General features: G+C 55.4%; 15 protein-coding genes. 8 read left to right on the forward strand and 7 right to left on the reverse strand.

Going from position 1 to position 19,672, the window contains the following annotated elements:
• Positions 1 to 113: 113 nt before the first annotated feature.
• Positions 114 to 1,979, forward strand: a complete 1,866-nt coding sequence (locus tag J6J34_RS02950; protein ID WP_301898452.1) for a glycoside hydrolase family 3 protein — start codon at positions 114 to 116, stop codon at positions 1,977 to 1,979.
• Here the strand turns inward: J6J34_RS02950 and J6J34_RS02955 are convergent.
• Positions 1,976 to 3,133, reverse strand: a complete 1,158-nt coding sequence (locus tag J6J34_RS02955; RefSeq protein WP_301898453.1) for a M14 family zinc carboxypeptidase — start codon at positions 3,131 to 3,133, stop codon at positions 1,976 to 1,978. The genes J6J34_RS02950 and J6J34_RS02955 overlap by 4 nt on opposite strands.
• Positions 3,130 to 5,913: an FAD-binding and (Fe-S)-binding domain-containing protein gene (locus J6J34_RS02960; RefSeq protein ID WP_335342625.1), complete on the reverse strand. Its 2,784-nt coding sequence runs from the start codon at positions 5,911 to 5,913 to the stop codon at positions 3,130 to 3,132. Before J6J34_RS02960 ends, J6J34_RS02955 begins: the two co-directional genes overlap by 4 nt.
• 70 nt (positions 5,914 to 5,983) lie before the next feature.
• Here J6J34_RS02960 and J6J34_RS02965 point away from each other — a divergent pair, with 70 nt between their 5' ends.
• The gene (locus tag J6J34_RS02965; protein WP_301719208.1) at positions 5,984 to 6,832 is read left to right on the forward strand and encodes a MurR/RpiR family transcriptional regulator; all 849 of its coding nucleotides are present in this window, start codon (positions 5,984 to 5,986) and stop codon (positions 6,830 to 6,832) included.
• Between the two features lie 6 nt (positions 6,833 to 6,838).
• On the opposite strand, the gene J6J34_RS02970 is transcribed toward J6J34_RS02965, so the two are convergent.
• The 4 genes from J6J34_RS02970 to J6J34_RS02985 form a co-directional block, all read right to left on the reverse strand.
• Positions 6,839 to 8,008 carry an exo-beta-N-acetylmuramidase NamZ family protein gene (locus J6J34_RS02970; RefSeq protein ID WP_301898454.1) on the reverse strand — a complete coding sequence of 390 codons (1,170 nt, stop codon included), beginning with the start codon at positions 8,006 to 8,008 and terminating at the stop codon, positions 6,839 to 6,841.
• Positions 8,005 to 8,937 (reverse strand): N-acetylmuramic acid 6-phosphate etherase, encoded by a 933-nt coding sequence (gene murQ / locus J6J34_RS02975; protein ID WP_301719206.1) that lies wholly within the window; start codon positions 8,935 to 8,937, stop codon positions 8,005 to 8,007. Before murQ ends, J6J34_RS02970 begins: the two co-directional genes overlap by 4 nt.
• An 8-nt stretch (positions 8,938 to 8,945) precedes the next feature.
• The gene (locus J6J34_RS02980) at positions 8,946 to 10,526 is read right to left on the reverse strand and encodes a sodium:solute symporter (RefSeq protein WP_301719205.1); all 1,581 of its coding nucleotides are present in this window, start codon (positions 10,524 to 10,526) and stop codon (positions 8,946 to 8,948) included.
• A 113-nt stretch (positions 10,527 to 10,639) separates the two neighbouring features.
• A complete protein-coding gene (locus J6J34_RS02985; RefSeq protein WP_301898455.1) occupies positions 10,640 to 11,950 on the reverse strand; it encodes a hypothetical protein in 1,311 nt (436 codons plus the stop codon).
• A gap of 124 nt (positions 11,951 to 12,074) precedes the next feature.
• Between J6J34_RS02985 and J6J34_RS02990 the strand changes: the two genes are divergently transcribed.
• The 6 genes from J6J34_RS02990 to J6J34_RS03015 all read left to right on the forward strand — a co-directional run bounded on the left by J6J34_RS02990 (position 12,075) and on the right by J6J34_RS03015 (position 19,197).
• On the forward strand, positions 12,075 to 12,971 hold the full coding sequence (locus J6J34_RS02990; RefSeq protein ID WP_301898456.1) for a glucosamine kinase nucleotide-binding domain-containing protein: 897 nt from the start codon (positions 12,075 to 12,077) through the stop codon (positions 12,969 to 12,971).
• Positions 12,968 to 13,960, forward strand: coding sequence for a glucosamine-6-phosphate deaminase NagB-II (gene nagB-II, locus J6J34_RS02995; RefSeq protein WP_301898457.1), 993 nt, complete (start codon positions 12,968 to 12,970; stop codon positions 13,958 to 13,960). Before J6J34_RS02990 ends, nagB-II begins: the two co-directional genes overlap by 4 nt.
• The gene (gene nagA / locus J6J34_RS03000; RefSeq protein ID WP_301898458.1) at positions 13,960 to 15,084 is read left to right on the forward strand and encodes an N-acetylglucosamine-6-phosphate deacetylase; all 1,125 of its coding nucleotides are present in this window, start codon (positions 13,960 to 13,962) and stop codon (positions 15,082 to 15,084) included. Before nagB-II ends, nagA begins: the two co-directional genes overlap by 1 nt.
• 1 nt (position 15,085) lies before the next feature.
• A complete protein-coding gene (gene gluP, locus J6J34_RS03005; RefSeq protein WP_301719200.1) occupies positions 15,086 to 16,363 on the forward strand; it encodes a glucose/galactose MFS transporter in 1,278 nt (425 codons plus the stop codon).
• Between the two features lie 62 nt (positions 16,364 to 16,425).
• The gene (locus tag J6J34_RS03010) at positions 16,426 to 17,580 is read left to right on the forward strand and encodes a GGDEF domain-containing protein (RefSeq protein WP_301898459.1); all 1,155 of its coding nucleotides are present in this window, start codon (positions 16,426 to 16,428) and stop codon (positions 17,578 to 17,580) included.
• 81 nt (positions 17,581 to 17,661) lie between these two features.
• The gene (locus J6J34_RS03015; protein ID WP_301898460.1) at positions 17,662 to 19,197 is read left to right on the forward strand and encodes a serine hydrolase; all 1,536 of its coding nucleotides are present in this window, start codon (positions 17,662 to 17,664) and stop codon (positions 19,195 to 19,197) included.
• Positions 19,198 to 19,202: 5 nt separating this feature from the next.
• On the opposite strand, the gene J6J34_RS03020 is transcribed toward J6J34_RS03015, so the two are convergent.
• The gene (locus tag J6J34_RS03020) at positions 19,203 to 19,670 is read right to left on the reverse strand and encodes an ion channel (RefSeq protein WP_301898461.1); all 468 of its coding nucleotides are present in this window, start codon (positions 19,668 to 19,670) and stop codon (positions 19,203 to 19,205) included.
• Between the last annotated feature and the right edge of the window lie 2 nt (positions 19,671 to 19,672).

Genomic DNA, 19,672 nt, shown 5'->3' on the forward strand with positions numbered 1-19,672 from the left:
CTCCTGAGATGAGATAAATCCCTTTACTAAGGAATAATTTATTTTTCGGGGCAGCTGAAGTAGGATAGCTGACCAGAAATCTATCACCCGAACTTAATTTAAAGAGTGTAACCATGTTTCGTACCTTTGCTTTTCTTGCTGCGACCGCGTTTGTGATTGCCAGTATTGCCGCCTGTTCGCCGCAAAGCGAGCCGCCAACGCCAACCTCGGAGGTACGACAGCTGCTGGGTCAGAAGCTGATGCTGGACTTCCGCTACTTTTGTGACGATGGCACCGCCGCGGAAAAGTGCCAGCAAGCAGTGACGGAACTTCCTGAAGAGCTGGCCGAAGTGCTTCGCGAGGGTGTGATCGGCGGCGTGATCGTGTTTTCTGAAAACCTGCAAAGCGTACCGCAGATCATGACTCTGATTGATGAAATGCAGGACGTCATGCGCGCAAGCGGTCACCCGCCACTCTTTATTGCCTTGGATCAGGAAGGTGGCCGCGTGGCCCGCTTACCTGATGACATCGCCACGCGTTTTGCCGGCAATATGGCCATTGGCGCAACTTACCCACAGCGCCAGACCGAATTTGCTGAGCAAGTAGGCGCTGGCATTGGCAAAGCTGTTAAATCACTAGGCTTTAACGTGAACTTTGCCCCCACCGTCGACGTTAACGTGAATCCGGAGAACCCGGTCATCAATGTCCGCAGTTACGGTGAGGACGCTGAGCTGGTGGCCACCCTTGGCATGGCCACTGTCAAAGCCATGCAGGCACAGGGCGTGATGAGTGCGCTTAAACACTTCCCGGGGCACGGCGACACCCATGTGGATAGTCACACCGGCTTGCCCCGCGTAGATCATGACCGCGCCACTATTGACGCAGTTGACTTGCTGCCATTTCAGCGCAGTATTGCCAGCAGCACGCCACCGGCGATGATTATGACCGCGCATATTCAATACCCGCAATTAGATGACACCACCTTTGTCGCGAAAGATGGTCAGGCCACGGTCGTGCCGGCCACCATGTCGCAGAAAATTTTAACCGGCGTATTGCGTGATGAACTTGGCTATCGCGGTGTCATCATCACCGACGCGCTCGACATGGCAGGAATTGCTCATTACTTTGAACCACTGGCGGCGACCATTCAAACCTTCAACGCCGGTTCCGATATAGCATTAATGCCGTTCACTATCCGTAACAATGCGGATATTGATGCCTTTTGGCAGTATTTCGAAGGGTTGGAGAGGGCTGTTCAAGCTGGGCAACTTGATTTGGAACAGTTGCGCGTGTCCGGCGCCCGCATCGCCGACCTGAAACAGCGCTATGGACTTCTGTCATCAGCATCTCTGCCGCTGGCTGAACGAATTCAGTATGTCCAGAATAAGCTGCCCCTGGCGGCTAACAAAGAGCTTGAACGCAAGCTGGCAGCGGCTTCTGTTACTAAGGTCTGGGACAACGCCCTATTGCCGATAACGACGAAAGCCTGGCAGCTGGTCATGCCCGATACACTGCGTTGTGTTGCTTTTGAACAAGCGATCCTTGCACAACAGCCTGGTGCTGAAGTGAACTGTGTCAGCTTGAGCAAATTACCTGAGGGCCAGCCATGGCAGGACTGGAATCCGGACGCGACACTGGTCATCGGCGATATAACCCCGCACCACAGTCTGGCAGAGATGGGTGGGATGGACGATTTGGCGAACTGGCGCGAACGGCCCAGTAAAGCAGACCAGTACCTGTGGCTGGAACAGGTACTCGCTGTGGCTAAGCAGCGTCAGCAACCTACTGTGCTGGTCGCCCTGCGCGCTCCTTATGTGCTGTCACGTTACCGGGACGTCGCTGATGCCGCGCTTGCCAGTTACGACTACAGTGCGCATGGTTCTGAAGACAGCAGCGCACGGATTCATAGCCCCAGTATCGATGCCATCGTCGCCGTTTTATTAGGCGAGCAGGCACCGGGTGTGCTGCCGGTGACAGTATTCCCGTCTGCGCCTAACTAAAGGCCCGCCTGTACAGGTTTGAGTGACGCAACCAATTCGGTTGCGTCATCGCCGATGTTGATAAGCTCCGGCAGTTGCTGCTGCCGGGCGTCATATTCAGTAAAGCCGTGGATACCACGCGCATCACCGATAAATTCCACCCGTAGCAACTCATCACCTTTTTCCCGTGACAAACAGATATCCGTTTGAAAAGGCGCATGAGTACCATCGTCGATGGTCACCTGACAGATCTTTATGTCGCAAAAGCCATCCGCCGTATTGGCTGGAATAGAGTAATAGTCAGCTAACGTGTAGTTTCGGTGTGCATCGGTAAACAGGGCCTCCAACGCCACCTGCAGCGCAATTACATTCATACGCCGGGCAATCTGTCGATGCGGATCCTGACGGTGTGCACCGCTTTCGATCAAGATGGTACTTGCTCCTGTACCGGCAATGTTGTCGCCAAACGAGCGTTCTGAATAGCTGTCGTCGTACCGGGCAATGCCGCCTGGCAGCCAGTGCGACAACATTTGTCGCATGTGGGCAATCATCTGTTTGGCTTGTAAGCGTGCACTATCGACATGTTTGTCCGGATGATAAGCAGGCGCCAGAAAAGCAACGGTCGCCGGTTCCGCGCTGTTCCCCACCGCATAATAAGGGTTCTGATCATGCAGATTAAACGCCAGCGTCGGCTGTAAGCTCTGCACTTGTTGCCATAATAAACGCCCTTCCGGGCTTTGCCTGGCCAGTGCATCGCGGTTGATGTCGATGCCTTGGGCATTCTGCCGTGTGCGTTGCGCCGCTCCGTCGGGATTTAGCATCGGCACCACATGCAAGGTGAGCAGCTGCTGCCAGTCGTTGGGTAAGCCCGACAATTGCTGCGTCAGCAGCAACTGCAGCCAATCCAGTACCGCTGCTGTTGCCGTGGGTTCATCGCCATGCATCTGCGTCCACGCCAACACCACCAGAGGTCCATTGCCAAGGGTGAGCCGGCGAATCGGTGTGCCCAGGTAGGACGCGCCGATATGAGTCACTCGCAGTGCCGCATGCCTGGCCAGCTCGTCCATAACCGGAGCGATATCAGCATAGGTCAGGTGCCTGCGATCAAGTTGTGGCCACTGCACAGCGCTAATTTGCTGCTCCAGTTCAGCAATGGCAACGTTGGGATGGGTCATGACGAAACTCCTTTAGAACTGTCTTTTTGCTGGCTGATGGCATCGAGTAGAAAAGCAATATGCTGATAGTCCAGGCCACTGTGCTGCGCGAGGCCTATTTCACAGGTGCGGCTATTGCTGATTGCGGTCTTACAGCCGCTGGGTATTTGGCTTGCCAGGGGGCCGAGCGCATGCTTGTTCAAGTCGGGTAAGGTAAAGCCTTTATCGCCGGCAAAACCGCAGCACTGAATACCGTCCGGTTCTATCACCTGCTCACTGCACAGCTGCGCCAACCCGCGCAACGTCGCGCCCCCATCAATCCGGCGACTACTACAGGTGACGTGCAGCATCACCGGCTCCTCAGTAGGCCGAATATCAAGCGCAGGCGCTACCTGTCGATAAAGAAAGTCACTCAGTTCCAGCACCTTGAGATCTTTGGCATCACTCAGCTGTAATGCACATGGACTCGCGTCGAGCACCACTGGCCAGCGGCCCTGCTCACTGGCCTGCCATAACAACTCCAGCAAGTGGTTTTTGCGTTCACTTGCCTGGTCCGGATAACCTTTACTTTGCCAGGGCTGCCCACAGCAGGACTCACTTGCGGTATCTGCCAAAATCACCTCGATGCCGGCCTTATTGCAAAGTCGGATCACCGTATCTGGCAAGCTATCTCCGGCGCTCTTCTGATAACCAAACAGACGATTTGGACAGGTCACCAGGTACACCACTTTGCTGGCGGCCTTGCGAGCTTTTAATGTGACCTCGCCGGTTGCTACTGGCGGTAACGCCGGCATTCCCCGGGGGCTAAATTTTTGATACAGGACCGGGGCTAGCCTGGCGACATTGCGCGCTGCACTCATCCCAAACCTTGCGATCTGCAGGCTACCTTTCAGGTGTTGCGCGGACCACCGTGCCAGACGCGGATATCGAGCCTGCTCTGCGCGCAACTGCTGCACCCAGGTGCCGGTGTTGATGCCGACTGGACAAGCACTGGCACACAGCCCTGTCGCCGCACACGAATCGATACCTAAGTGCTGGAAATCCTGTTCAACGGTGCGTTTATCCGCCGCATTGAGGTGCTGCGCACGTCGCATCAGCGCAATTCGCTGACGCGGTGACAGCGTGTAATGCAACGACGGGCACTGCGGCTCACAAAAGCCACATTCAATGCAAGCGTCCACGATGGGATCAACCGCAGGCAGTTGTTTCAGGTCCTCAATGTGAGCTGTCGGACTGGCATTAATGATGACGCCCGGATTTAAAATCCCAACCGGGTCGATCAGTTGCTTTAACTTTTGCATGACGGCAAGCCCTGCCCCACCCCATTGCGCATAAAGGTAAGGCGCCATATTCCGGCCGGTGCCGTGCTCTGCTTTCAGGGTGCCGTCGAAACGTTCGGTGACCAGCGCCACCACTGCGGCCATAAAGTTGGCATAGCGCTCAGTTTCGGTGGCCGTCGCGAACGCCTGAGTAAAGACGAAGTGGACGTTGCCATCCAGCGCATGTCCAAAAATAATCGCCTCATGGTAGCCGTGCTCGATAAATAATTCCTGCAAGGCCGTGACCGCTGCAGGGAGTTGAGACAAGGGAAATGCCACGTCCTCGATGATGACCGTGGTGCCGCTGGCCCGCACTGCCCCCACGGCGGGGAATAAACCCTTACGGATCTGCCAGAGCGCCGCCACGGTGGCAGGGTCATCGGAAAATTCACACAAGGCCCGCACACCCGCTACCCCGGCGAAACACTCTTCAATACTTGCTAAGGCTTGGTGCAGCTGGGCGGAGGAGTCACGGCCCACATCGACCAACAAGGCGACCGCATCGCGATCAGGCAGGACGCTGGTGTGGGCTGCCAGTAGGTCACTCACCGACGCCAGCGAGCGGCCATCCATAAATTCCACAGCATTCACGCCAATCGCTTTTAGGTCAGCGATTACCGCGCAGGCAGCGTGACTATCTGCGAACAGATAAAGCCCCGTCGCACTGGCTTTGGGAAGTGCTATGGTGTGGTAGGTAATATCCGCGATAAAACCCAGCGTGCCCTCAGAGCCAATCAATAAATGAGTTAAAATCGCCACCGGATCCTGGTAGTCGAGTAAGGCATTCAAACCATAGCCCATGGTGTTTTTCAGGCGGTACTGATGGGTGATTTTGCTGCTGAGATCGGCGTCGTCGCGCACCTCTTGCGCCAGCTCCGCGAGCGCCTGCAGTAACTCGGCATGACTCGCGCGGAACGCTGCAACCGAAGCCGCGTCGCTGGTGTCTACCCGGGTGCCGTCGGCCAGCACAAAGGTGAGTTCCTGCAACGTATGGTAACTGTTGTGACGCACGCCACAGCACATGCCTGAGGCATTGTTGGCGGCAATGCCGCCGATTTTACAGGTGTTAATTGACGCCGGGTCCGGGCCAATTTTACGGCCATAAGCCGCCAGTTTACGGTTGGCCTCAGCGCCAATCACGCCAGGCTGCAAACGCACGCGCTCGCCTTTGTCCAGAATCGCAATACCCTGCCAGTCACGGCTCAGCACCACCAATACTGAATCTGAAATCGCCTGCCCGGACAAACTGGTGCCCGCAGCGCGGAAGGTTAATGCGACTTTATGCTGTTGCGCCAGGCGCAGCAGCTGCTGCAGTTCCGCAACATCGACAACCTCCACCACCAGCTGCGGCACTTTATGGTAGAAACTGGCGTCGGTGCTATGCGCAAGGCGACGGGTCAGATCCGTCATCCGTCGCTCGGGCGGAAGCAGCTCCTGAATACCCTGCATAAAGGCATTAGTTAGCGCTGAGGATTGAGGCACCAGAAACTCCTTTTGATATTCGCGTCAACTCGTTTATATTTGAATAAATAATTCCACAGGGTAGGGCATCATGTCCGCATTTGCGAAAATAAAAGCAATACAACATTCATTATCGGCCAGCGAAGCTAAGCTTGCGTCGTTTACCCTTACCTCGCCGAGTGCCATGCGTGATATGTCATCGTCGCAATTGGCAAAAACTGTTGGCGTCAGCCAGTCCAGCGTGGTCAAATTCGCCCAGAAGCTTGGCTATAAAGGTTATCCGGCATTTAAGCTATCCGTTGTTGATGCACTCAACAAAAAAGCGCACCAAGCCGCCCGCTTACATGGCGAAATCACCCTCGAGGATGATTTCAACGACATGGCGGATAAATTACTGGCCGCCAAAATCAATGTGCTCAGCGAAACCCGCAACCTGAATGAGAAAGAATCTTTCCGTGACGCTGTTCAGCGAGTATTGGCTGCCGATCGCATTCTTATCAGTGGCATTGGCGGCTCGGCCCTGGTCTGCAAAGACCTCTGCTACAAGCTGCAGAAACTCGGCTTGCAAGCTCAGGCCGATGCCGACAGTCATATCCAGCTTGCTATCGCGGCCACCCTGAGCGCCAACGATGTAGTAATTGCCATCAGTGAATCGGGCACCACCCGCGAGGTGACCCGGGTCATCAAAGAAGCGCAGCGTCATCAGTGCCAGGTGATCTCCATCACCCGTTACGGTAAAACTGCCGTCAATCAGTTAGCCGATGTAAAACTCTATTCCGTTGCCGAAAGCGAGTCGACGCGGCTTTCATCTATTCACGCCCGCACCGCACAAAACTTGATTATCGATCTGCTCTTTATCGCGTTGATTCAGGCATCGGAAGCGGGCCGAACCACACTGGCGCAGACCAACAAAGCTTTTCAGCGGCTGCGCGGCAACTAAACTGGATCACGGGTACAGCAAATACGGCTCACGTCGCGCTTTAAATCGCGCCAGATCCGCTTGCCAGGAGGCCCTTATTTCTGCCTCGGACTGCCCTGCCTCGATGGCTTTGCGCAAAGCGTCTGTGCCACTTAGTTTATCCATAAAATCGGGCGCGGTGAAAAAGGTCACGCCCGCCTTCGTAAAAGCTTGGTGCGCACTTATCAGTAAACTCAGATCCAGTCCCTGCAGATCACTGTCGCGCAGGTCTTTACCATAAACAATCTGACCTTCGAGTTTCGGTGACGGCGCGCTCTTCGGCATGCTGCGCGGACTGAACTTAAAATCGCCTAAGTGCACTTCATCATGGCCCATGACCTGAAATGGGAAATCCGTACCGCGACCAATACTGACCGCTGTGGCTTCGAACAGACACAGGGACGGATACAGTTGAATCGCCTGATCATTGGGCAAATTTGGACTCGGCGCGACTGGCAACGAATACGCCTCCGTGCGCGCATAGTCCGCCACAGGAATAACTGTCAGACTCAGGTCCTGTGCCTGTTGAATCCAGCCTTCGCCTTTAATCATCAGCGCCAGCTCGCCAACGGTCATGCCATGCAACAGAGGAATTTCGTGCATACCCACAAAGGACTGAAAGGCAGGTTCCAGTACCGGGCCATCGACAAAAGCACCATTGGGGTTCGGCCGATCCAGTACCATCATGGCGATACCCTGCTCCGCCGCAGCTTCCATCACGTAATGCATGGTGCTGATATAGGTGTAAAAGCGTGCGCCCACGTCCTGAATGTCGAAAACGATGGTATCGACATCCGCCAGCATTGCCGGCGATGGTTTTTTGGTTTTGCCATAAATCGATAAGATCGGCAGTCCGGTGCGCGGGTCAATAGCATCAGTAATGGTTTCGCCGGCACCAGCGTCGCCGCGAAAGCCATGTTCAGGGGCCAGCACTTTGACCACCTCTATGCCTTCGGCTAAGAGGTAATCGACCAGGTGCTGCTCACCCACGCGCGAGGTTTGATTAACCACCAGCGCCACGCGCTGGCCGCGCAAGGAGGGTAAGTACTTACTTGCTTGCTCTGCAGCAACAGTGGTCGCCTGTGCCTTACCTGGCAAGGCAAAGGCACTGAGACTTAGCAGGCAAATGATAAGCGTCAGGCGCTGCCAAAGATTCATAATTTTTGCTCCACCGCACGGCGCAGGAAACCATCTTGCTGGTCAAGCAGCGCTTCAGCTTCCGCCAGCTCGGCACCGGTTAAAATCATTAAAATGGCGAGCTTGGCACGGTTCTTAGCCGCTTTTAAGGCCGCTTCTGCCGTTTCACGGGAACAGTCTGTGGCCTGCATGACAATTCGAATCGCCCGCGCGCGCAGCTTTTCGTTACTGGCGTTGACATCGACCATCAGGTTTTCATAGGTTTTGCCAAGGCGAATCATGCTGGCGGTGCTAAGCATGTTGAGCACTAGCTTTTGCGCCGTGCCCGATTTCATGCGGGTCGAACCGGTCAGAGCCTCAGGCCCCACCACCGGACAAATGCCAATCTGCGCAGTGGTCATCAGTGGTGAGTCAGGATTACAGGTCACCGATACCGACACACAACCGATGGCATTCGCATACTCAAGGGCTGCGACCACATAAGGCGTGCGGCCACTGGCGGAGAGTCCTACCAATACATCCTTGCTGGATAAATGAACGGCTTTGACATCGGCAATCCCCGCTTCGCGGTCATCTTCGGCGCCTTCAACGGCGAACTGGATGGCGTGCTCGCCCCCGGCAATGATGCCCTGTACCAGATCATCGGGTACGCTGAACGTAGGCCGGCACTCTACTGCGTCGAGAATGCCGAGTCGGCCACTGGTGCCGGCACCAATATAAAATAGCCGGCCTCCGGCTTGCAGACGTTCGACAATGGCGTCGACGGCCTCAGCAATGCTGGGGATTTGGGAAGCCACCGCGGGTGCGACGTGCGCGTCTTCATGATTGAGCTTACGCAAAATCCCCTCACTGGAGAGGATATCGATTTCCATCGTCTCTGGGTTACGTCCCTCTGAAACGATTTTATTCAGTTGCGCCAGCAGTTCGGCAGTGCGTTTTGAATCTTCCATAAGTACTCTTATACGTTGCGCTCGTTGCCGTTAGCTTCCTTAGCTGACGAGCCGGTCAAACAAATCAGGGTTGAGATGGCAGTGCCAATCATCAATTGCCAGGTAAAGCCGATATCGGTCACCCACGCCGTGGGCCAGATGGCGTCCATGACATAGGGTTGCATCAGCAGTGGCACAATAAAGCCAATCACCAGCGCTGCGGCGACAGATGCCGGGCTACCGCGCTTACTAAACAAAGTCACAAAGTAGACGCCCAACAGACCACTGTAGGAGAACACCATGACACTTAAGGCAAACTGCAGCAATGGCGTATCCGTGTACTGTTGCCAGTAATAGCACAGGCAGGCCATCAGTGCTAAAGCGGCCGCGACCAGGGTCATACCTAACTGACCGGCACGCACGAAGTGCTTTTCGCTGGCATCGGCGCGCCGACGCAGCTTCCAGGGCCGGTAAATATCCTGGATCAGGACGCTGGACATGGAGTTCAGGCCCGAGTTCAGGGTCGACAATGCGGCGGCAATAATACCTATGGTGACCAAACCACGGACGCCCGCAGGGATTTCCGTGAGCACGTAATACATGAAAATGGTGACCGCTTCGCCGGCAAACGTTGGCACCGGTCCATCGCCCTGGCCACTGGCCATGATATCCGGACGCTGATAGTAAATGTAAAGCAGCAGGCCGATGACAATAAAGAGCAGCATGACAGGAATAACCATGACCACCGACATCAGCATGGCTTTACTGCCTTCTTTGGCATTTTTACAGGTCAATACCCGTTGGGTCATGTCCTGATCCAGACCAAAGGCGGCAATATTCAGTAGCACGAAGCCCGTTAATACTGACCAGATGTTGAAGACGCCCGCGCTGCTGAAATCCATTTCCGTATCAATCAGCTGCAGCTTCGAGGGAGCCCCCGGTGCGGGATTTTGCAGGGCACTGACCAGCTCGCTAAAACCAATCGGAATCGCATTATAAAGTACGATGATGACCGCGATGGCGGCACTGACATAAATAACAGCCTGCAGGACATCCGAGTAAATAACCGTACGGATCCCACCATAAACTGTATACAACAGGCCAGCTAAGGTGATGATGAGCGTCGCCGCGATAACGCTACTAGCAGCAAAATCGCCAAACAGAATCATCGCCACGGCAATCGCCGCCATATACAGCCGCGCCCCGCTGGCAAAGATACGTCCAAACAGGTACATGACCCCCGCCTGACGCTTCGCCGCCGCGCCAAAACGCTGTTCCAGTAACTCATAGACGGTGTAGACGCGGAACTGGTAAAACTTGGGGATCAGGAAGATGGCAACAAAGCCGACCGCGATAAACGCACCAATGTTGGTCGCCAGATAGGTTAAATCACCGCGATAGCCCTGATCCGGGCCACCCAGGAAGGTTGCCGCGGACTGTGACGTCGCCAGTACCGAAATCGCCACCACCCACATCGGCATTTTGTTGCCGCCAAGGAAGTAATCCTGCGTTGACGCATTACGACGATTAAACAGCCAGCCGCTGCCCAGCAGCACCAGCCCATAAGCAATAAACACCAACACGTCTGCAAACGAATAATAGCCGAGCATAAAGTCTTTTCGGGTTAAATGATTTACCAGTTAGAATAGATTATTCCAACTTTAATGTATACCAGGAATATAAAATGGAAAAAGGAAGGGCTGCCCTTCCTTTTGCCAGGCCGCTAGTTTGCGGGATTTGTGAGAAGTGCCTGTACGGTTTCGGTCAGCAGACGCTCAAGTTTTGCGCCAGCAATGCCTACGTTTTCATAGCTGTTGCCTGCGACTGAGGCTTGTGCGGCGACGGTAAATTCGCGGGTGCCAGAGGCCAGTGGCAGGCAAACGTGCGCCAACGCTACGACTTCACTGGTACCGCGAGTTTCACTGGGACCGGCACCAAGTTTATGGAAGATCCGCCAGTTGCCTGCGGTTGCCTGATCGAGAACTTGCTGGGTGCTGAGTTCCGCCAGTTCCGGCAAGTGGGTTTTTAATGCTGCGGCGATGGCCCGATGGGGCATCAGGCTGGCTCCGGCCATCATCCCGCCGGCGTTGGCACTATTAGCACTGTGTCCCGGACCGTAAAACAACATCATCACGGCATCATCCGACAGGCCCGGCATACGCGTTTCCGGCACGCGTTTATGGGTCGCCAGCCGTTTGAGGAACTCAGCCGAAGCCAGTGTCGTCATCGGTTTATTGCCGGTCAGCCCGCAGTCTTCACAACGATAACCGAGCATGCCGGGGTCACTGTCATCGGGCACAAAAGCCGCACTGACGGCGCGTGATGGCGTGCGCCAAAAGCGATCGACCGGGGCATAAGCTGCAGGTCCGTAGGCACCGCGGAACTTGACCTGGGGCTGGCCGATGTGCAGCCAGGAGTCATGGAACAACGCAGTTAAGTAATCGCGCCCGGCGAGGTTAGCAAGGTAATAGGCGTAGGCGTTGGAATTTCCATCTGCAGCACCTGAAGCCTCGTAACTATGCACGCTGGTGATTAAATCCGCTAGTTTCAGGTCGCCCACAGTCGTATCAGGCTGCGCAAAATTGTCGCTCAGCAGCGACAACGCGCCGCTGTACGCCATAATTTTTGACGAGCTCCACGGCTCATACAGATCATCATGGGTCTGCGCATTGGCAAGGTAGCGAAACGCCAGTTCCTCGCCCTTGCGGGCGTAATCGATCACTAATACTTTGCCATCTTCGGCACTGGCATCAAAAAAGCTCCAGTCATGCACACTGCGCTCCACCCAGCCCTTGCTCACCCCGCTTTCCCTAACCGTTTTGTAGGAATCACTCGCTGGCGCAATCGCCGGAGCACAGGCCTGCCAGCGTTGCTCGGCGTTTGCTGGTAACAACGGCGGTGCCCCCATCACCTGCTCGTAATAGGCTTCCCCCTGCGGACCTTCATGTTTGGCGATGGCGGTCCCGGCGAAAACCGCGGCGCTAGCAAAGACACCCACCACCGTCGTAGAAATTGCATTTGTTGTTTTTTTCATCGATCGATTCCTTGTTATTCCTGAAACAAGAATAAAGTATTACAACTCATAGAGCAAAGTATGGCAGTATGTTGTCCATTCGCTGGCACAAAAACTGAAATTTCCCAAACGAAAAAGTGAGGCCATGAAGCAAGCAACCTCTTCTCTTTATTATGTGGGCGTAGATGGCGGCGGCACCAAATGCCGCGCCGAGCTCTACAACGTTCAGGGCGAACGGCTTGGCGCTGGTATAGCCGGCTCGGCCAACATTGCCCGGCAGGGCAATACCGCTCAACAGTCCATTCTTACCGCGGTAAGCAATGCGTTTGCCGACGCCTGTCTGAGTCAGGAACATTTTGCCGAGACCACGGTCTGCGCCGGTCTGGCCGGGGCTAACTTGCCCTCTGCTGCCGCGCAGTTACGTGCCTGGCCGCACCCTTTTAAAGCTTTTCACTTCACCTCAGACCTGCACACTGCTTTATACGGTGCCCATGCCGGCGCGAATGGGTCGGTGCTGGTCATGGGCACGGGTTCCTGCGCTGCTGCTTTGGTTGACGGCAAACTGGTGCAGTTCGGCGGGCATGGTTTCTTACTTGGCGATAAAGGCAGCGGTGCCTGGCTGGGCAAACAAGCGGTGATGCATACTCTTGAAGCCCTCGACGGCATTGTTCCCCGTGGCGAGCTGGCAGAGGCAGTGTGCCGTCACTACCAGTGCAGCACCGCGACGGACATTGTTGATCGACTGATTCAGGCCGCTCCCGGTGAGTTTGGTCAAATCTGTCCGAAAATTTTAGAGCTTGCCAGTCAGCACGAAAGCACCGCTCTGGCCCTGGTTGAACGCGGCAGCAGTTATCTCAGCGCCATTGCCCGCCAAGCCCTGCAACTTAGCGGTGGCAAGCTGGTGATCGCCGGCGGTGTCGCCGCCGCAATGACCCCCTGGCTTGATGACGACATTCGTGCTGCGCTCCAGGACACCCAATTTGGTCCTGAATGGGGCGCAGTGCTACTCCACCAAAACGGCGGCCTGGGAGACGTATCATGAGCCAGCAAATGTTTGACGAAGCCACCTCAGCCCCTGACATTATCGCCCAGCAGCTGCACAATAACGCTGCCCGCTGCGAGGACATTGCCAGTCAGCTCAGATCGCAGCCGCCGCGCACCATCATGATGATCGGCCGCGGCACTTCAGATCATGCCGGCGTGTTCGCCAAATACCTGTTCGAAGTGAGCTGTGGTATTCCAGTAGTTGCCGCCGCGCCCTCCGTTGCCGGGGTGTATAAACGCACCCTGAACCTCGAGGGTTGTCTGGCGATTTGTATTTCGCAGTCCGGGCAAAGCCCTGACATCGTGCAGCAGGCGCAACTGGCGAAAGCTGGCGGTGCGCGTCTGCTGGCGCTGGTCAATGTAGTGGACTCCCCACTAGGTCGACTGGCCGACGAAGTCCTGCCGCTGCATGCTGGCCCCGAACTTGCTGTGGCAGCGACCAAAAGTTACCTGGCCAGCCTCAGCGCACTGTGCCAGCTATGTGCGTACTGGCAACAGGATCGCGACTTACTGCAAGCGCTGGAGCAATTGCCGGAGGCCCTGCGCGAGGGCCAGCAACTGCCCGCCCAACTCGAAGCCACGCAACTCGATGGCTTAAAGCATTGCGTGGTGTTGGGCCGCGGCTTTGGTTATGCCATCGCCCGCGAGGTCGCGCTGAAGCTGAAAGAAGTGCTGAGTATTCACGCCGAAGCCTTTAGCAGCGCAGAATTTCTGCATGGCCCGGTAACACTGGCAGAAAAACAGCTATGCATTATCGACCTGCAGATTGATGATGAAGGCGGCCCTACTCATCAGGAACAAATGCAGGGTATTGCCGCACGCGGCGCCCAACTCATTCGTATGCACGTTCCGGTTGCCCCCCATCCGCGGCTGCAACCTCTGGTACTGATGCAGCGTTTTTATTTAGACATCGAACGGGCTGCGAGGCAGCTGGGCCTCGACCCAGACTCTCCTCCGGGCCTGAAAAAAGTAACGGAAACCCGCTAATGTTTGTATGCGACCAGGTACTTACGCCACAAGGTTGGCGCCAGAACCAACTCATTGAAGTTGCAGCCGGGGTGATTACCGCGATCAGCGACGCCCCCGCCCAGCATAATTATCCCAGTTACCAGGGCCAGTTAGTGCCGGGCTTTATCGACGTGCAGGTGAATGGCGGCGGCGGCGTGTTGTTTAATCAGCACCGCAGCGCCAGTGCCTTAGAGCGCATTATGGCCGCCCATCGCGAGCACGGCACCACCGCGCTGCTACCCACCTTGATCACCGATAGCTACAGTGCAATGCATGATGCTGCAGCCGCCATGAAAGCGGCAAAAGCAGAAGGAATTCCAGGCATCATCGGCGTCCACTTCGAAGGCCCCTGGCTGAGCACCGCCCGCAAAGGCGTGCACAGCGAGCAGTTTATCCGGCCACCGAGTGCGGATGAGATCGCCCTGCTAAGCGACCCTGCGCTGGGCACTGTGATGGTGACAGTGGCGCCCGAGAATGTATCTGTCGAGGTGATCAAAAAGCTGAGCGCGGCCGGCATTAAGGTCTTTTTAGGTCACTCGGATGCCAGCGCCGCGCAGGTTAATGCCGCACTGGACGCCGGCGCTATCGGCTTTACCCATCTATACAACGCCATGTCGCCGCTGCAGTCACGCGCGCCCGGCATGGTCGGCGTTTGCCTGGCGCGGGACTGTTATGCCGGCTTGATTGTTGATGGCTATCACGTGGATCCGCAAGCCTGTCAGGTGGCCTTCCGCGCCAAGGGTAAAACACAAATGATGCTGGTGACTGATGCCATGGCGTTAGCGGCGACAGACGCCACCGAAGTACCTTTCTTCGATACCCGTATTGTTCGCGATGGTGACAAGCTGACCACGCCTGACGGCACCCTCGCAGGTTCCTGCCTGACCATGATCGATGCCGTTCGCAATACGGTTCAGCAGTGCGCTGTCAGTCTCGCGGATGCGGTTGAAATGGCCAGCCTTACCCCGGCCCGAATGCTGGGTCTGGACCACATGCTCGGGAGTATAGAGGTCGGTAAGCAGGCCGACTTTATGCTGCTCGACTCTGAACTCAACATCGTGCAACTGTGGCAACAGGGCACCCCGATTCGAAAGGACGCCTGATATGCGCACTTTGATCCCCATGACCACCATAGGTATCTTGTTTTTTATTTTCGGCTTTGTGACCTGGCTCAACGGCGCGTTGATCCCGTTTCTGCAGATCATTTCCGATCTGAGTGAGTTTCAGGCACTCCTGGTCGCCTTCTGTTTTTATATCGCTTACGTGGTCATGGCTTTGCCCATGTCGTGGATCCTCGACCATACCGGCTACAAAAACGGTATGGTGTTAGGCTTGGCGTTGGTAGGTCTCGGCTTGTTCCTGTTCGTACCGGCTGCGAAAACTCACTATTTTAGTATTTTCCTGTTTGCCCAATTTGTGGTGGGCTCAGGGCTCACACTTTTGCAGACCGCCTCCAACCCTTACATTGTGCGCATTGGTCCACATGAGTCAGCGGCCGCGCGTATCGCCATTATGGGCATCCTCAACAAACTGGCTGGCGTCTTTGCCCCGCTGTTTTTCACCTGGCTGGTACTCGCCGACTTTCCAAATGTGAGTGCGGCGAGCATTGCCGAGCTAAGCGCGAGTGAGCGCGCAGCACAGGTCAGCGCCATGGCAGCGAACATCATTCCGCCCTATGTGGGCATGGGGATCGCTATGTTTGTGCTGGCCCTGGGCTTATTCGGTATTAAGCTTCCTCATATCCGCGAAGAAGCGCCTTCCGGTGCTGATGTTCATACATCGGTGCTGCGCTACCCGCAACTGGTGCTGGGCGCCATGGCCTTATTTTTCTATGTCGGTGTGGAAGTTATCGCCGGCGATACCATTGGTATGTACGGCTCACGGCTGGGCCTGGCCAATTACTCCAGCCTGACCTCCTATGTCATGGCGGCCATGGTGATCGGTTATGTGTTGGGCCTGTTGCTCATCCCTCGTTTACTCAGCCAACAGCAGGCGCTGACAGCTTCAGCTGCGCTTGGTTTGCTGTTCAGTGGCGCTTTACTGATGAGCTCCGACACCAGCACCGCCATTGCCAGCCTGTTGTGGGGCTGGAGCAGCGTTCCTGTGGTCCCCAACTCCGTTGCCCTACTGGCGCTGCTGGGCCTTGCCAACGCCATGGTCTGGCCGGCCATCTGGCCGCTGGCACTTGCCGATTTGGGTAAGTTCACCGCCCGCGGTTCCGCCATACTGATTATGGGTATCGCTGGTGGCGCCGTCTTGCCACTGGTCTATGGCGGGCTTGCCGACGCGTTCAGTGCTAAACATGCCTACCTGTTACTGCCAGTAGGCTACGCCGTGATTGGCTGGTACGGACTGGTCGGACATAAGAAGCGGAGCTGGTGAAATTCGTGCTTTCACGCTAAGCTGATAGCTAATAAAAACTATAACGAGAGTCGACGACGCACGTGCCATTCCACTTACCTACGTTGATCATTACTGTCATCAGCCTGAACCTCATGCTAGGCGGCCTGATGCTGGTGATCTACGAGGTTCGTAAAACCCAGAAATGCTTCTTTACCTGGGGGATTTCCTGTTTCATATTTGGCATCGCCGTCGGACTCGCCGGCATGCAAACGTACTTTGATCAGGCATGGCTGACCATATTTGTCGCTGACGTGCTGATTATCCTGACACCGTTGTTGTTGTTACATGGGTTGCGTCAGTTCCAGATGCAGCGGCCTGTTTCCTACAAATTAGTAGCGCTGGTACTGAGTTATAGCGCGCTACCGCTGGTGCTACTTTATACCGCCCCCATACATGCCCAGACCTTCACTGCTGTGGTCTGTGCAGCAATCTTTTTGTATGCCGCAATTTACATACTGACCATCCAGCAAGCACCCACCCTGATGCGTTGGATGCTGTTCTTGCTGTTTCTTGCCCACGGCGCGCTGATGCTGACCCAGAGCGGTATGTTGGTACAGAATTTGGCGTTAAAGAATGTGCTCATGCTGCCCTCATCGTTCGAATGGCTACTGATAGGTCACCTGGCGTTAACCACAGGGACCGCGACTCTATTTCCGCTGCTCGCCTTCGCGATGAGTGAGAAACGTCTGCTCGAGGTCACAAATTTTGATGAGTTAACGCATATGCTTAACCGTCGCGGGTTTCTTGAGCGCACTGGCTTATTGCTGGCGAAAAATCGCATTCAGCGACGGCCGTTTTGTGTGTTAGTGGTTAATCTTGACCAGTTCAAAAACATCAATGCCAACTATGGCGACGCAACTGGCGAGGAGTGCCTGCGTCAAGTTGCTGATATTATTCAGGGTCACCTACGGGAACATGACGTTGCCGCGCGCATCGGCGGTGAGAAGTTTGCCGTCGCTTTAGCGGATGTTGACCGCAATCAGGCTGAACTGATTAGTTACCGCTTGTGTGATCGTATTGGCAAAGCGACCTTAAGCATTCAGGGCGAAATCTTAAAGCTCACAGCAAGCATTGGCGGGATTCACAGCCGCTCGAGCCGCTGTGAATTAGGCGATTTATTGCGGACCGCAGATGAAGCCCTCTACCGCGCTAAATCAACTGGCCACAATCGTTTTGTACTGGCGACTCAAGCTTAACCTACAGGTTTAATAACTGTTGTGATTGGCCGTCATTTAATCAACGCGATCGCAGCGGTTACTATCACGAGGACTTTACTAATGAACAAATTCCTAAAGGTGTTGAGCTTCAGCGTACTCGGCGCAACAACCTTCATCAGCGCTCCTGTGGCGGCGCAAACTGCAGAAGATATCCGCGCGACCGCCAGACAAACCCTCGAGGCGTTTAATATTCCTGGTATTGCCGTAGTCGCGGTGAAAGATGGTGAAGTCATTCTGGCGGAAGGCTTTGGCGTGCGCGATGTTGCCACCGGCGGACCCGTGACCGCTGATACCTTATTCGGTATCGCCTCCAACACCAAAGCCTTCACCTCAGCCGCGATTGCAACTCTGGTTGAGGACGGCAAGCTCGACTGGGATGACAAAGTCATCGACTATATACCCGAGTTTCGCTTAGCCGACGAATCGATCAGCAACCAACTCACCCTGCGCGACATGTTAAGCCACCGGTCCGGTCTGGGCTTAGGCGCGGGCGATTTGATGGTCTGGCCCGACACCGACAAAGGCATGGACGACTTAATCAAAGGACTGGCGAAAGTGCCAGTGCGGGGAGCGTTACGCCAGGGGTTTGCTTACAACAACCTGATGTTTATTCTGGCTGGAGAAGTCATCGCCCGCGTCAGCGGCATGCCTTATCATGAGTACATTCGACAAGAATTCCTGCAGCCCCTCGGAATGGATGCGACTGCGGTCGGTTATTCTAATATTCCGGAAGGTTACGACAATGTCGCGGTTGGCACCATCGAGTACTACGGCGAACTTAAGCGTTTCCCTCTCGATTTTCTCGAAGACTTTAGCTCCGCCGGAGCCATGGCAAGTACCGTTAATGATCTGAGCCAGTGGCTGCTGACCCAGCTTAACCAAGGCGTGACACCTGGCGGCGAGCGCTTATTCAGTGAAGCTTCGCAACACACCATGTGGAGCGTCGCAACACCGTTAACCAGCAACGGTGACCCGGCCACGAACTTCCGCGGTGCCGGTCTGGGCTGGTTCGTTAAGGACTATCACGGCGTCAAGCATGTTTCTCATAGCGGTGGCATCCTGGGTATGTTGTCCCTGACCACGCTCATTCCTGAACACAACTTCGGCATGGTGGTGCTGAGCAATCAGCAAGCCTTTGGCGGCCTGACCGCTATCACCGAAGAGACGCTGGAGGATTTGCTGGCTCTGGAAGATCGGGACTGGGTGACGGAAGAGCAGGAGCGTTATCGGCAGGCGCTGCAAGAAAAAACCGACTTCGTGTTACAGCAGCCGACGACCACCCGTCCGGCACTACCGCAAGAGAGCTATGCTGGAACCTATCGTGATCCCTGGTACGGCGACGTGTTGGTGACACTGGAGGACGACCAGTTGCGCATCAACTTTACCCACACCGAATTGCTGGAGGGCCGGCTTGAGCATTATAACGCCGATACCTTTGTGGTGCGCTGGGACGAGCCGCTGCTCGAAGCCGATGCTTTTGTCGAGTTTCAGGTGACGCGTGACAACGACGTGCAAGGCGCGCGCATGGAAGCCGTGGCACCTTTTACCGACTTCAGCTTCGACTTCCACAATTTACGCCTTGAAAAAGTACAGTGATCAGGCTACTTGTCCTGCTCCATGTTCTGCCAGTGATGTTGCATTTCAAGGAAGGAAAGCGAGGCTGACCAAGTAATCATCATGAAGCCCAGCAGGCCCTCTGTGCCGTATAAAAAGCGCAAAGGGCCCATGGGATAAGCGTCAGCAAAGCCAACAGTGGTGTAGCTGGCAATCGACAAAAAGACAAAATCAAATAAATCAGGATTTGCCAGCGCACCGATACCACCCGAGGGCGCTAAGTCTGCATAATTAAATAACAGCCAGCCACCCACGCCAAACAGCCAAACTTCGCCAATGTGAGCGAAGAACAGCCCGATCAGCAAAACCATGATACGCGCCCGACGCCGCAGCGAACGATTTCGCTGCAGCAGTCTACGCAGTCGGAACGACGCTTCGTAGTGCATAAGAATAACAAGCAGCACCAACACTAAGGTGGTTACTGCGACAATCCAGTGAGCACCAGCGAGCATCATTC

This window comes from Pseudidiomarina terrestris (assembly GCF_030466405.1).
In the GTDB taxonomy this organism is placed as follows: Bacteria; Pseudomonadota; Gammaproteobacteria; order Enterobacterales; family Alteromonadaceae; genus Pseudidiomarina; species Pseudidiomarina terrestris.